This is a genomic window from Flavobacterium sp. TN-1, assembly GCF_052828645.1.
In genome coordinates this window covers 610572-624821 of record NZ_CM128253.1, presented here as the reverse complement: position 1 = coordinate 624821, position 14250 = coordinate 610572, and the positions used below count along the sequence as shown (strand labels likewise).

17 protein-coding genes are annotated in these 14250 nt (G+C 33.1%); 4 read left to right on the top strand and 13 right to left on the bottom strand.

The window, feature by feature from the left end; genetic code table 11:
- The first annotated feature begins 31 nt into the window (after nucleotides 1-31).
- The 4 genes from ACUXZJ_RS02510 to nadD all read left to right on the top strand — a co-directional run bounded on the left by ACUXZJ_RS02510 (nucleotide 32) and on the right by nadD (nucleotide 1992).
- Nucleotides 32-250 (top strand): four helix bundle protein, encoded by a 219-nt coding sequence (locus ACUXZJ_RS02510; protein ID WP_081078367.1) that lies wholly within the window; start codon nucleotides 32-34, stop codon nucleotides 248-250.
- Between the two features lie 150 nt (nucleotides 251-400).
- Nucleotides 401-976: a guanylate kinase gene (gene gmk / locus ACUXZJ_RS02505; protein WP_060381421.1), complete on the top strand. Its 576-nt coding sequence runs from the start codon at nucleotides 401-403 to the stop codon at nucleotides 974-976.
- 35 nt (nucleotides 977-1011) lie between these two features.
- Nucleotides 1012-1377 carry a four helix bundle protein gene (locus ACUXZJ_RS02500; protein WP_060381422.1) on the top strand — a complete coding sequence of 122 codons (366 nt, stop codon included), beginning with the start codon at nucleotides 1012-1014 and terminating at the stop codon, nucleotides 1375-1377.
- A gap of 33 nt (nucleotides 1378-1410) precedes the next feature.
- Nucleotides 1411-1992, top strand: a complete 582-nt coding sequence (gene nadD, locus ACUXZJ_RS02495; RefSeq protein ID WP_060381423.1) for a nicotinate (nicotinamide) nucleotide adenylyltransferase — start codon at nucleotides 1411-1413, stop codon at nucleotides 1990-1992.
- A gap of 122 nt (nucleotides 1993-2114) precedes the next feature.
- Here nadD and ACUXZJ_RS02490 read toward each other — a convergent pair whose 3' ends face one another.
- The 13 genes from ACUXZJ_RS02490 to ACUXZJ_RS02430 form a co-directional block, all read right to left on the bottom strand.
- On the bottom strand, nucleotides 2115-3017 hold the full coding sequence (locus tag ACUXZJ_RS02490) for an N-acetylmuramoyl-L-alanine amidase (RefSeq protein WP_060381424.1): 903 nt from the start codon (nucleotides 3015-3017) through the stop codon (nucleotides 2115-2117).
- A 927-nt stretch (nucleotides 3018-3944) separates the two neighbouring features.
- Nucleotides 3945-5396 (bottom strand): nicotinate phosphoribosyltransferase, encoded by a 1452-nt coding sequence (locus tag ACUXZJ_RS02485; protein ID WP_060381425.1) that lies wholly within the window; start codon nucleotides 5394-5396, stop codon nucleotides 3945-3947.
- Nucleotides 5397-5520: 124 nt separating this feature from the next.
- The gene (locus tag ACUXZJ_RS02480) at nucleotides 5521-6252 is read right to left on the bottom strand and encodes a metallophosphoesterase family protein (RefSeq protein ID WP_060381426.1); all 732 of its coding nucleotides are present in this window, start codon (nucleotides 6250-6252) and stop codon (nucleotides 5521-5523) included.
- 32 nt (nucleotides 6253-6284) lie between these two features.
- Nucleotides 6285-7715 (bottom strand): ATP-binding protein, encoded by a 1431-nt coding sequence (locus tag ACUXZJ_RS02475; RefSeq protein WP_060381427.1) that lies wholly within the window; start codon nucleotides 7713-7715, stop codon nucleotides 6285-6287.
- Nucleotides 7716-7826: 111 nt separating this feature from the next.
- Nucleotides 7827-8309 carry a macro domain-containing protein gene (locus ACUXZJ_RS02470; protein ID WP_256366393.1) on the bottom strand — a complete coding sequence of 161 codons (483 nt, stop codon included), beginning with the start codon at nucleotides 8307-8309 and terminating at the stop codon, nucleotides 7827-7829.
- A 72-nt stretch (nucleotides 8310-8381) separates the two neighbouring features.
- On the bottom strand, nucleotides 8382-8939 hold the full coding sequence (locus ACUXZJ_RS02465) for an RNA 2'-phosphotransferase (RefSeq protein WP_060381429.1): 558 nt from the start codon (nucleotides 8937-8939) through the stop codon (nucleotides 8382-8384).
- 238 nt (nucleotides 8940-9177) lie between these two features.
- On the bottom strand, nucleotides 9178-9813 hold the full coding sequence (locus tag ACUXZJ_RS02460) for a DUF4291 domain-containing protein (protein ID WP_060381430.1): 636 nt from the start codon (nucleotides 9811-9813) through the stop codon (nucleotides 9178-9180).
- A gap of 136 nt (nucleotides 9814-9949) precedes the next feature.
- Nucleotides 9950-10132 (bottom strand): hypothetical protein, encoded by a 183-nt coding sequence (locus ACUXZJ_RS02455; RefSeq protein WP_235588336.1) that lies wholly within the window; start codon nucleotides 10130-10132, stop codon nucleotides 9950-9952.
- Nucleotides 10133-10254: 122 nt separating this feature from the next.
- Entirely contained in the window at nucleotides 10255-10818 is a 564-nt protein-coding gene (locus ACUXZJ_RS02450) for a hypothetical protein (protein WP_060381432.1), read from the bottom strand.
- An 85-nt stretch (nucleotides 10819-10903) separates the two neighbouring features.
- A complete protein-coding gene (locus tag ACUXZJ_RS02445) occupies nucleotides 10904-11746 on the bottom strand; it encodes an ADP-ribosylglycohydrolase family protein (protein ID WP_060381433.1) in 843 nt (280 codons plus the stop codon).
- A complete protein-coding gene (locus ACUXZJ_RS02440) occupies nucleotides 11743-12279 on the bottom strand; it encodes an NADAR family protein (RefSeq protein ID WP_060381434.1) in 537 nt (178 codons plus the stop codon). The genes ACUXZJ_RS02445 and ACUXZJ_RS02440 overlap by 4 nt, the downstream gene beginning before the upstream one ends.
- On the bottom strand, nucleotides 12276-13106 hold the full coding sequence (gene prs, locus ACUXZJ_RS02435) for a ribose-phosphate diphosphokinase (RefSeq protein ID WP_060381435.1): 831 nt from the start codon (nucleotides 13104-13106) through the stop codon (nucleotides 12276-12278). Before prs ends, ACUXZJ_RS02440 begins: the two co-directional genes overlap by 4 nt.
- 421 nt (nucleotides 13107-13527) lie before the next feature.
- The gene (locus ACUXZJ_RS02430; protein ID WP_060381436.1) at nucleotides 13528-14220 is read right to left on the bottom strand and encodes an NUDIX hydrolase; all 693 of its coding nucleotides are present in this window, start codon (nucleotides 14218-14220) and stop codon (nucleotides 13528-13530) included.
- Between the last annotated feature and the right edge of the window lie 30 nt (nucleotides 14221-14250).

Below are 14250 nucleotides of genomic sequence, written 5' to 3'. Positions count from 1 at the left end.
AGTAAAGAGTGACCAAGTAAAAAGTCAAATTATGAATACCATTAATTCTTATAAAGATTTATTGATTTGGCAAAAAGGTATTATTTTAGTCGTTAAAGTGTATCAATTGGTAGAAACATTTCCACAAGAAGAGTTATATGCTTTGACAAGCCAGTTGAAAAGAGCCGTAATTTCTATTCCTTCAAATATAAGTGAAGGATATGGTAGAAATACCGACAAATCTTTTAGCCATTTTATAGGATATTACTAAAGAATTAGGTTTTCTAACTAATTGGGACTTGTATCATGAAATTATGTGTTTAATAACAAAAGAATCAAAAATGATAAATTCTTTTTCAAAATCATTCAAATAAAAAATGCAACTTATCACTAATTACTAATCACTTTTTACTTTATTGAAATGAACAAAGAAGGAAAATTAATCGTATTCTCAGCACCATCAGGTTCTGGAAAAACCACTATAGTAAGACACTTATTAGGTATTGACGAATTGAATTTAGAATTTTCAATCTCGGCTGCAACTCGTGAACCTAGAGGACAGGAAGTAAATGGAAAAGACTATTACTTCATGTCGATCGAAGATTTTAAAAAACATATTAAAGCAGAAGACTTTGTCGAGTGGGAAGAAGTATACCGAGATAATTTTTATGGTACGCTGAAAAAAGAAGTAGAACGCATTTGGGCGATGGGCAAAAATGTGATTTTTGATATTGATGTTGCCGGTGGTTTGCGTATCAAAAAGAAATTCCCAGAACAAACTCTAGCCGTTTTCGTAAAGCCACCTAGTGTGGACGAATTGAAACGTCGTTTAAAAGAACGTTCGACAGAAAGCGAAGATAAAATCAATATGCGTATTGCTAAAGCTCACGTAGAATTAGCTACCGCTCCTCAGTTTGACACCATCATCAAAAACTATGATTTAGATGTGGCCAAACAAGAGGCTTATGAATTGGTGAAGGGGTTTGTATCCAAATAGTGATTAGTAAAAAGTAATGAGTAATTAATAGCTTTATGGGTAGTATTAATTCTTATAAAGATTTATTGATTTGGCAAAAGGGAATTACATTGGTTGTAAAAGTGTACCAATTGATTAGATTTTTTCCACCTGAAGAATTATACTCTCTAACTAATCAGATTAAAAGAGCAGCAGTATCTATACCTTCAAATATAGCAGAAGGTTATGGGAGGAATACGGATAAATCTTTTAGCCATTTTATTGATATTTCAAGAGGCTCTTTAAATGAGTTAGAAACACAGCTTATTATCGCTAAAGAACTTATATTCATTACAGATATAGATTTGTACAATGAAATTTTATTGTTAATTGAAGAAGAGTCAAAAATGATTAATGCTTTTTATAAAACTCTCAAAAACTAATTACTCTTCACTAATCACTTTTCACTATAAAAAATGAAAATAGGACTATATTTCGGTACATTCAATCCCATCCATATTGGGCATTTAATTATTGCGAGTCACATGGCGGAACATTCTGATTTGGAACAAATTTGGATGGTGGTTACCCCGCACAATCCGCACAAGCAGAAGAGTTCGTTGTTAGATGATTATCATCGCTTGCAGATGGTTCATTTAGCTACAGAAGATTACCCAAAAATCAAGCCTTCTGATGTTGAGTTCAAATTGCCTCAACCAAATTATACCGTCAATACGTTGGCACATTTACAGGAAAAATATCCACAGCATGAGTTTGCCTTGATTATGGGTGAGGATAATTTAAATTCACTACATAAATGGAAAAATTACGAATATATTTTAGAAAATCATAATATTTATGTCTATCCAAGATTAAACTCGGAAATACTAGATAGTCAATTTGTGGCTCACCCTAAAATTCACCGAGTAGATGCGCCTGTCATTGAAATATCCTCAACATTTATCCGTGAAAGTATTAAAAACAAAAAAAATGTAATCCCTATGTTGCCTAACAAAGTTTGGGAATATATTGACCATAATTTGTTCTATAGGAAATAAATTAAGTAATAATAAAAAAGAGGCTGTCTAAAAAGTTCGCAATCTTTCCACTAAAGGCAGAAATCGCATAATGTTGATTTATTACTTTTTGGACAGTCTCCTTTTTTATTTAGATAACACTGTTACTGTTTTTTAAAGATTGCATAGATAGTATTTAATGTTTTTTGATCTATAACCGAGTCAATTTCTGTTTTGATATAATGCAATTTAAACGCTTTGATTGCGGCACTCAAATTTTTAGTATCATATCCAATTATTCGTAAAGCCATTTCGGGATTAAAATCTGCGGGTGCAGTTTCTAATGGTGCATCTGGCCAGATTCCGAAACCTTTTTCAGCTAATAATTGCCAAGGAAATAAAGCACTAGGATCTACTTTTCTAGTTGGAGCAATATCAGAATGACCTATGAAATTTTGTGTAGGAATATTATAGTCTTTCTTCAATTTTGTTAATAGAGCTAATAAGCTATTGATCTGTTGTACTGAAAAGGGTTTAAGTCCATTGTTGTCAAGTTCAATCCCAATAGAAGCAGAGTTAATGTCGCTATTTCTTCCCCAAACTCCGCTGCCTGCATGCCATGCTCTTAAGTAATCATTTAGCATTTGTACTACCTTTCCATCTTTTGCTATTACATAATGTGCACTAACATTTGTACTGGCTAATGTGAAGGTTTTTAATGTTTGTCTTAAAGAATCTTGTGCGGTATGATGTATAATTACAAAATTTGGTTTCCTTAGATTAAAGTTTACTGTTCCAATCCATTCTGTAGTTATATTTTCGAATGTAGTTGGATTAAATTTAGAGATAGAATCCTTTAAGGTTTTAATTTGTTTCGTATAAAGCGTGTCCAAAGAAGTGGTGCTAGTCTCTACTTTTTGTAGAGTAATAGCTTCTTTTTCGGCTATTTTTCGCTGTAAAACTTTTAGTTGTTTCGCGTATATTTTATTACTTTCTTTATAAGGATTAGTTCCACATGAACTTATAAGTAAACCCAAAGTAATACTAAGTAAAAGTTGTTTGTACATTTGTAAATTGATTAGTTGTTATAGCAAGTTTGGCTTCTTTTATTTCTTTTTGAATCCTCTTGCAATTATTTTTTTGTAAATATATTTTTGATCTGAATTTAATAACTCTAGTATTTTTTGGTCGGTATTTTAAGAGATCACTTTAATATCCTCGCTTTTACTTTCGTTAGAATCGTCTTATTTTAGAATTACGCCTTGTGCATTTAGACTTTGGATCAAAATGTTTTTAATAGCAATCCCTTGCAAAGTATCCAAACTCATTATCTGTTTTTAAGATTTTCCATTACTCTGCTAGCTATTTCTTTATTAGAATGCAGTTTTAGAGTGCTTCGTGTAGGTCTAGATCCATTTGGTTTATTTGGCTCATTCTTTCATTGTTACTATATTCATTATTGAATTGTGTCAACTAGTTTGAGTGAAAACAAAGTGCATCCTAAAAAAATAAAAATGAAATCTTTTGCATTGCAATTGATTTATAAATTCAAATATACTAATTAAATAAGATTTAAACCAATTTGTTTATCAATAATTCTTTGGACTTTTTCTATATTGATTTCCATTTTATTTAATCTTCCTAAAAGTCAAACTCATTCTATCTTGATCCGTGTTGGATTTTGGGATAGCGAGATATCATTCGTTCGTCCCACGTAATTCCTTCTAAGTTATGAAATAAATTTTGGGGTTGCGAAATGAAATTTTCAACATATAAGATACCTTCCATTAATTTTATTTTTAAATAATGAACCACAGATGCACAGATATTCAATATTCAAATTGTATAACTTTATTTCACCTTATTTGAAAACAATCTTAGATTGACAAAGTAATTCGCATAATATTCGTGATGTGACTTCTCCTTTTGTCGAAGTGACAAATAAACGATTAATTATTACTAATTGAATACCATTTGCATCTGTGGTTAAAAACTTATTTTTTAATTCGATTTCGAATTTCGGACAATGAATCATCAACAATCAATTTCCCATCACGGAAAACTTCTTTTAATTCGCCTTGTTGTTCTTCTTCCCAAGAAACTTGATCTATTAATTGATATATTCCGTTTTCCAAAACCACTTTCATTAATCCTTTGGCTGATTTTTTGGTACCGTCATCTGTTATTGGATCTTTGAAAATTTCGCGTCCTTCGCCATTGACTTCACCATAAGTTGCTTTCATCGCAAAACCAAAGGTGTCGCGAGTATTATATTGATAGGTATAAGAGCCAATTCCTAACATGACATTAGTCGATGCAAATCCTTTTTGTTTTAGTTTTTCACAAATTTGAGTAGCTCTTTCAACCGTAATACTATCGCCATATATGGCTCCAATTTGTGGTGCTAATTCTTTATACCCTTTGGCGTTAGTCGTTCCACCGAAAACATCCCAAAGTAATTCTACTACTCCTTTGCGTTCTTGTTCGGTTTTTCCATCAGGGTTACCACATAAAATAAGTACTGGATTTCCACTATCAGGTCGAATCACTACTTTACCTTCTCTTGCCAATATCGTTTCTTTTAGTCGAGGCATATAATCAGTTAGTACTTTCCATAAATCCCAAGTATCTGAAACGATAGATACAATTCCTTTAGGATAGATTTCACAGATTAAACGTTGGAAGGTTTCAAACTCGCCTTCGGTTGTTCCCATACACATTACCGAATGTTCTGTTGCAGCTACGGATCCTCCCACTAATTCAGCATCGGAATTGGCATTATAATAAGTTTCCAAAGCATCAATCGCTGGTATAGTATCAGTTCCTGTAAAACTTAACAAGTGTCCCATTCCTGAAATCACCGCCGATTCTATGCCGCCCATTCCTCTCATCGAGAAATCGTGTCCTTGCCAATCTACAAATTCGGGGATGGAAGAAGTTTCTTGGGCGTAAGCGCCTAGTACTTTTCTGTACTCTTTGGCAATTGTTGCAGAGGTACAAGGCAACCAAACCACGGCGGATAATAGGGTTTCGAAATAATTGGTCAACCAAAAGAATTCGGATTTGGTGTTGTACATGGTAAACATTGGCACACGAACAGGCACGCTCACTCCTTCAGGTAGGGCTTTGAAAACCATTGGGATATAACCTAAATCGTGTAGGTCTTCGATGTGTTTTGTACCGACTTGGTTTTCGCCTAAGTAGTTGTTGATACGTCGGGCGTAACGCGACACTACAGTTTCTTTAGGTTGGTTGAAGAAATTGGTTTGAAAATCTTCGATAATGTATTTCTTAATAAAATACTGTAAACCGAAAAATACGACTTCATTCACTCCTTCTATTCTGGATTTACGCGGCGTCCAGTTGGAATATACTAAGGTGGTGTTGTTTGGGTACTGACGACGGTGGTCTACTTTGTAGCCATCGGTTAATAATAATGGATTCATATATTCTTTTATAAAATTAAAAACTTCTATAAACTTTGTGCTTGTACTTTGTGTGACATTGTGTAACTCAAAAATTGTTACACAAAGTACACTAAGTTTTTCACAAAGTTACACTAAGGGATATTTAATTCCTCCCTCTTTCATTTGGATATAATTCCCATACAATATCACTTTGCCAAAACTCTTTAGTTGCAACATCCATACAGGTTAGTTTCCCTGAAAAACCTGCTCCGGTGTCGATATTCCAAACATTGCCACCTTGCATAGGAACATCAACATCATAATTCAAGGTAGGTGTATGTCCAATAAAGATTTCGTGATAATGTAATAATCGCTTGGGGAACAATTTGGAATCTTTTTTGATTCGTTTGTCCATAGTCAAAGCCATTTCCCACAGGGTTCTATCAAAGCAAAAATCCAATCGGTTTTCTTCTTTTTCTACTCCGTGCATAGAAGTAAAACCCGCGTGAATGTAAAGACGGTTATGCTCGTCGATATGGTATTCTTGGAGATTTTCATAAAACATTTTATGTTCGGTAGAAACAAGTAAACCTGACTGGATATAACTCTGAATGGTTGCTTTCCCACCGTGTTCTTCCCAAACGGGGTTTGATACTCCCAAATTCAACCAACGTCCGCACCACAAATCGTGATTTCCTTGTATAAAAACACAATGGTGTTTTTTACTTAATTGGATAAGATATTCTACCGTTTGAGCAGATTCACTCCATCCATCGACATAATCACCAAGAAAAATTAATTTATCAGTCGGAGTGATGCCTACCTTTTCTATCAATTGTTCCAAGGCGCGAAGTCCTCCGTGTATGTCGCCAAAAACTAGTGTTCTTTTTTCCATTTGTATGTTTATAACTTTGAAAGCAGGATCCTTTATCTATTTTTCTTTTTTTCCAAAGTATTTTTCCCTATCGTATATGCATAGGATGAAGCAGGGAAATATTTTATATTTAAACCATTGTGTTCTAGATCACCTTCTTTGTCAATGGTCGTAACAATTGGAAAATCTAATTTATTTTCTTCACAAAATTTATACAGACTTTTAAGGTCACTTGGCTTATCAAAATATCGATTACTCCATTTTATTTCAAGTGCCCAAATAGGTTTTAAACTTGAATCACTTAAAGCAACCATATCTACTTCTCCATTATTCCAACGAGCATACCAAGGAGTAAACCACTCTCTGTGCATCCATTGAGCAAATACTGCTGTTTCTACCAAATTACCAATGAGCTCATCATTATATGTTATCGGAGAAAACAAAGCACTTCTCAAAGATGGATTGGTTAAATAAATTTTAAAGAAATTATCCCGTTTAAACTTTTTACCTGATTGGTCTATTCTTTTAACTTGCTTGATTAAAAAGGCTGCTTCTAAATATTCTATATATTTTTTTAAAGTATTTTTAGGTACTTGCGATTGAATACTTAATGTTTCTAATGAAAACTCATTTCCCGTATTATAAGCTATCGTTGTAAATAAGGAATTTAATTCTCTAGTATCACTTATCCCATATAGACTAGGCAAATCTCTTAATAAAACCTTATCTACTATATCTTGTCTAATATATCTACCAGGATTTTCTTGCATTCTTTGTGAAAATATTACTTCTGGATATCCTCCAAAATTTATATAATCTATAAAATGTTTATTGAGTTCTTCAATATGAGAAGCAGTAAAAAATTCGATCGTAGAATCCTGCCATTGTTTTTGAGTAGGTATTATTATTCTATCTAGTTTTTTTAAATGTATGTATTCATTAAATGTTAGTGGAGGTAATAAAAAGTCAGTGAATCTACCTGCACCACTCTCATTACTGGCAAATTTTAACGCTGCTGCCGCTGAACCAGATACCACAAATTTATCTTTACGATAACTATCAACTAAAGATTTGAGATGTACTTCCCAATTCTTACAGTATTGAATTTCATCAAAAATAATTGTCCAACCCTCTTTATCTGTTAAACCAGTAGCTTCTTTTCCTAAAATAAAAAGTTGCTCAAGGCTAATATTGTTATAAATTGGGTTTTCGATAGTCAAAAAAATAATTTTTTTTGGATCATAATTATTATCAATTAAGTCTTGAACTGTATGATACAGCATTACTGTTTTTCCTACTCGACGTGGTCCCATTAATACTACCGCTCTTCGGATTTCTCTTTCGTGCACCAATGGTTTGAATAATTCGAAATACAACCTTCTTGATAGTTCATTATAGTCACTTTCAATACAACCATCAACCCACCAAGGATTTTCAAAACGCATTCTGTCCTGAACCTGTTTTTTAGATATTTCTTTTAACATAAAATTCCTTATTTTATACAAAAATAAAAAATAAGATCAAATAGTTGACTCTATTTTCAATAAATATTAATTTTAAGAATAAATATAAAGTTAAAAATGCTTATTTACCGATTAATAATCCCAAATAAATCCCTTTTCATTTAGTCGGTATTGATACTTTTGAGCATCGCCAAAGTTTTCATAGGTTCTATGATTCCCATTGATGACCTCATCATACGCTAAAAACATTTGGTTGGAAGCAATATGAAAAGGCATTCGTCCAGAACCTGTACAAAGTCCTGGTATTGAAACCGTTTGTATTTTATCATTTTTGCTAGCCGCAATTAATATTGCTTTCATTGCTAAATAAGCATTTACCGAAGTAGCAATATTAAAACTCATAGGTACTCGCATAGTGGGTGCCGAAATGAGATAAGGAATTTTATCATTTCCTGTTTCAATGGTGATAGATTTGCCAATTAGCAATTCTTTTTCATCTAATTGCGCTATTTGCTTTTGCAGGTTTTCTTCAATATGCCAACCCAAGGTTTCCGAAATATGCAAATCGAGTCCGCCATCCATAAATCCGAAGGAATTTGTAAAATATCTCTTGATATAATTTCAACATTTTGACAGTCTGCAAAATCGTTTCTCCCAAAGCTTCTTCTCTATATACTAATTGAATTTTTAACATCGCTGAATATATTTTGGTGGTACTTCATCGGTCAGCCAAACGCCATTTTCGGAACAATAAAACAGATAGCCGTCTTTGGTCATTTGGTGGGTATTGATTTTTAAAATGATAGCTGCTCCTCGACGACTACCTACTTTGATTGCGGTTTCTTTGTCTTTGCTTAAATGTACGTGTTGCCGACTCATTTTTTGTATTCCGTCTTTCAAAATGGCATCCATAAACTTTGCCACTGTCCCGTGGTATAATTCATCCGGTGGGGTTTGTGGTTGTAATTCTAAATCTATAGTAATGGAATGTCCTTGATTGGCTCTGATTTTTGTTAAATCCTCATTGAAGGAAAATCGTTTTTTGTCATTAGTTTCCACCACTTGACTTATAATTTCAAAATCCAATTCCTTGTGAAATTCATTTCTATTTTTATTGGCTTTTTCAATGAGTTCGTCAACGATTGCCCATCCGTTTTCGTCTAGATTCAGATGAATTGTTTCTGGGGAATGTCTGAGAATTAGACTCAGGAATTTGCTTATATTTTTTATCTCTTTTTCGTTCATTGTAATATTAGTTTTGTTACACAGAGTTACACAAAGTTTTTCACGAAGTCACACAAAGTTTTTTAAATTTTGTGAATCTCTGAGTCATTTCTCTTTAAATCTCTGTGATATTTAATTTTTTTATAATTCAATTTTTATTTAAAGGATTTCTATTAAAATATCCATTTTCATTTTTTTTCTTGTTACACAAAGTTGCACAACGTTTTTCACGAAGTCACACGAAGTTTTAAAATTTGATTTAAACTAACTTCAATTTTTTATTCAATTCTTCATTTTTAAACCGAAGTGGTTTTTCTTCAGGAATAAGAAGTTGTTCTAATTCATTTTTTTTCACGAATTCGTATTGTTCAGCTACAAATGGGCTTATATTTTCGATTTGAAGTATATCCGTCTTTGCAAATGACCGACTAAATTCGTTTCGTAATCCAATTTGTATGGCTCTTCTTTCTAATTTGTTTCCGTAAGGGTCGTGATCTGGATCCCATTGCAAACGAACATTGGATGTTTTTACTGCTTCCTGCCATTGTTCGATAGACATACCTTCTACTTGATTAAAGGAAGAATAGACAGCATTTTCCAAATATTTTTTGAAGGCTTCTAGTTTTAAATGAATGGCTAAAACGACTTCTTGTCCTTCTTTTGTTCCCCAACCGTTGCGATACATCATCCAAAGGAAATTGGGTTTAATCCACGTCATTCGGTCGAGGCTAAAAGCACCTCCAAAATATTGATTCTGGACTGCAAAATTTCCAATTTCCGGTCGGTACGATTGATAAACGATTATTTTTTCTTGGTCATACTGCGCCATAATATGGTGTCCGCTTTGTGGCCATTCTTGTAATTGTTCTGTATATTTTTTTAATTCTAAGTTCATATTTTTTCTTGTTACACAGAGTTGCACAAAGTTTTTCACGAAGTCACACGAAGTTTTTCAAATTCTGTGCATCTCTTAGCTATTTCTCTGCGCATCTCTGTGACATTTAATTTTTATAATTCAACTTTTTAGGTTTTTAATTTACAGTATTCCCATTCAAAATATCCTTTTTCATTTTTCCAATAGGCATCAAATAAATAGGCACTTTGATGTTGTAATGTATACTCCATTTTTTGATGGCTTCGATAATTTGTTCGTTGGTGTAGCGTGATGAAAAATGTCCTAAAATAACTTCTCCGACTTCAATTTCTGCGATCATTTGCATTACTTCTTCCAGTGAGCTATGTTGGTTTTTGTCATTTTTAGTGGCTTGCTCTTCTTTGGTTAAAAAAGTGGCTTCGTGAATTAAAACTTTTGAACCGTTATACCGTTGGTAATCCGTTACAGGGGTGTCGCCTGAATAGGATAGAAGTAGTGATTTTTGTTCCTCGAATAGTGCTGTTTCCCTTTTTCTATTCGTAATTCTTTTAATTCGTTAGCCGAACAAGCTAAAAACTCCTGTTTCAGTTTCTTCTTGGTTTCCCAAACTTTGTAACTCAAACTTTTATTTTCACCATTGGGTGTGTAAATATGTTCGTTTTTTATGGCTTCGACTACTAATTTTTCTTTTATGGCTATCGTCTCCTTTGCTTCAATTCCTATCCACTGTGTGCCTTTTGACTGCGGATCAAAATTTGCTGTAAACGTCTCCAAAAACGGGAAGGATTTACAATCTTTTGGATAATAAATCGTTGATTTATTATATCCGTACATTTGATTGAATGCTAATAAGCCAGTAAGATGATCCCTGTCTGGATGCGTAATAAAGAGATTTTTGAACTTTCCGCACTTTCCCATCAAGCCCGAAACGAGTCCGTCGCCTGCATCAAAAATAATTCCGAGTTCTTCTATGGCGTACCAAGTGGAAAATAATGCAGTGGAATAGCCGTGTATAGTGAGTTTCATTTTTTAGTTTGTTTTTTTAACCGCAAGGGCGCTAAGGTTTACGTCAAGTACTCAATGTTTTTATAGTTATGTTTTTGAATCGTTTTCATTTTCTAAACTTCTCTTCTAATTTATTATCCAAATTCATTAAAAACTCTCTTCCATAAAGTCCATTTTCTAATTCTTCATATAAAAACGCTGGAAGTGAATTTTCACAATTCGTTTTTTGACTCAAAATTGCCATACATAAAGCAGCAACCGTGTCTGTATCTCCCCCATAACTTATCCCTTTTTGTAAACATTCGTAGATTGAAGTCGCTTCTGAAACCAACTTAATCACTGCTTTTGTAGTAGGATAACCGTGCATATCAATGGGAGCGATAATTTCATAGGTTTCATTTTCGTTCAAAGTCAAATTTAAAAATTCAATCAAATCATACTTTGTGTCTAAACCATATCTGTAAAAATGCACTGCCAAAGCGATACGTTTTGCACATTGGATTCCTTCAGTGGTATTATGTGATGTTTTAGCCTGAATTTCGGAACATTTCAACAACGTTGGAATATCCTTTATAAATCCAATAGGATACGCCCGCATTGCCGAACCATTACCACTACTTTGAAAAGTAAGATTTGCCATAAATTCATTTCCATTCTTACTTATGTCAAGCGCGTTATAAACCCTATCTGAATAGCCTCTTCGTTTATCCCTATGAAAAACCTCCACAAACTTTTGAGCTACTCGTTCTTCAGTCCAATCAAGGTCTTCCAAAACTAGTTCAGTGATAGCAATCGCCATTTGTGTATCATCGGTATATCGTTTATGTATTTCCGTATATAATCCGTGTGGATAATAGGTCGTTACATCATTATATTCATCAATAAATTCTTGCTTTTGAAACTCAAAACCAGCTCCATAAGCGTCTCCTATAGCTGCTTGTAAAATCATTGTTTCTCAATTAATATATCCCTCACTTCCATCAATGCAAATCCCAATAAATTTAGTCCGTTCCAAGTTTTAGGATTATTTGCCTTTGGATCATCACCTGTTAGACCAATACCCCAAATTTTATCCACAGGACTCGCTTCAACTATGACTCTGTTATTGGTATTTAGTAAAAATTCTTTCAAGGCTTCATTTTGAGAGAACTTATGGTAATTCCCTTGAACCACAATTTCGAATCGGTTGTCTTCCCAAATCTTTTGGTCAAATCCTCGGACTTGTCTGCCAAACTGTTTTACTTGAGCTGGCGATTTAGCGTGAATTATTTTATCAAACATTTCATCGTCGTTAAACAATTTTGCTTTTTGTGCCATCATCCAATGTTCGGCAGTTGGAAAGACAATTCCGTCCACAGTAAATGAACTCTGCCACCATTGACTAAAACAGGTTTTGGTTATACTTCCGTCATTTGAAGGTTGATGTCCCCAAAAGAAAAGGAACTTCGCATTTTTATCTATATTTTCTATTGTGTATTTCATTCTATTTCAATCTTAATCGTTTGAACTTTTTCTTCTTCAAAATCCTTAACCGAATTGGTTGTAAAGATTTTTTCAAAAATTTGTAATTGATCGAATCCTTTGTTAAAAATTCCGTGGCTAACAGCCAAATATAATTTGCCAGCCTTCTTTTTTTGTAATGCTTCGGCTAATCCTATAAAAGTGCCACCTCCGTCGCATATATCATCTACAATTAAACAAGCTTTTCCTTGTAAATCATCGGTATATACTTTAAAATCTTTCAGTTTTCCTGTTTTTACATCGCGGCTTTTGCTTGCTTCAACCACTTCGATTCCGCCTAAATATTCAGATACTTTGTAAATTTTCTTTAAAGCACCGCCATCTGGGGAAATTAAAATTACTTCTTGCCCTATGTTTTCAATTACCTTTTCAATAAATTTATAATTGGTTATGACTTGGCAATTGTTAAGTACCGCAGGAGTTACTTCACTATGCGCATCAAAAACATACACTTTAGAAAGGTTTAAACTGTTCAAGATATCAGCATATACTTTTACCGAAAGTGGTTCGCCAGGAATCATTACACGATCTTGTCTTGCTGCTGGAAAGTACGGAATGAAAAGTTCAATTTCTTTTACCTCCATTCTTCTCAAAGCATCAATCGTTAAAATAATTAATCCAAAATCGTTAAAACTATTTGCACGATGGGTAATGATAACTTTTTGAGTAGTATCAAATGGTTGAATTTTTATATGGGGTTCTCCTCCAGAAAAAGTGAATGTTTGACATTCAATTTGGTTTTGTATTCCAAAGGGAGTGAAGCTGTTATCTAAATTTAATACGAACATATCTTTATGAGTTTGCGTTAATGTTACGCAAATATAAAACGTATTTTTTTACCGACAAAATATTTTGTGTTTTTTTTACGCAAAGTTGATTTTAGAGACAGCCACAGATTAAAGGATTAAAACACATTAGTGCAGTAAATCTTTACGATCTTTGTTGTATAAATTTTAGAGCTTCAAATGTACTTGTACTAAAGTACAAAGTTTTAACTTATTTTGATACGAATAAATGCTTTACCACGGCATTCGCGTTTAAAAAAATGCCACAGATGCACAGATAAAAATAAATTGATAAAATATAAATTTTAATATTTATTTCCGCAAAGCGGATAATTTTACAATTAATTTTCTAAAAAAAAGTATATAAAATCTGTGCATCTGTGGTTATTTCTTCAAATATTTTTAAAAGCGAATGCCCTGTGCTTTACGCAAATTTGATTTCGAAAACCATGCCTTCTTTTGAAAGTTCTTCGTATTTAGCTACGTTAAATTTAAAAAATTTAGCTGGACGACCAGATTTTGGATGATGGATATGATCTGTTTCTTCAATAAAACCTAAACTGAGAATCTTTTTTCTAAAATTACGTCGGTCAATTTCTTTTCCAATGATAGATGTATATAGATGTTCCAAATCAGAAAATAAAAATTCTTTAGGAAGTAAATCAAAACCTATAGGTTGGTACCTTAGTTTAGCTTGTAAACGTTCCAATGCTTTACTTACAATTTTATTATGGTCAAAAGCCATTTTAGGAATTTCATCTACTTTAACCCAACATACGGCATCAGCATCAGTGTCGGCGATTAATTTTAATTTAGATGGATTCACAAGTGCAAAATACGCAACAGAAATTACTCGGTTTCTAGAATCGCGATACACATCGTCGCCAAAAGTATAAAGTTGCTCAATATAGTTTACTGTAACATTGGTCTCTTCTTTGAGTTCTCGTTTTATAGCATCTATCAATGATTCATTTTCTTTTACTAATCCACCAGGTAGTGCCCAGTGTAATGTATCTGTACCAAATTTTTGTTGAATAAGTAAAACATATAATGACGAATTTGCATAAGCAAAAACAACCCCATCAACTGCTATTCGTATGTTTTGTGAGATACTCATATCCTGCGTTATTTTTACGCAAAAGTAGAA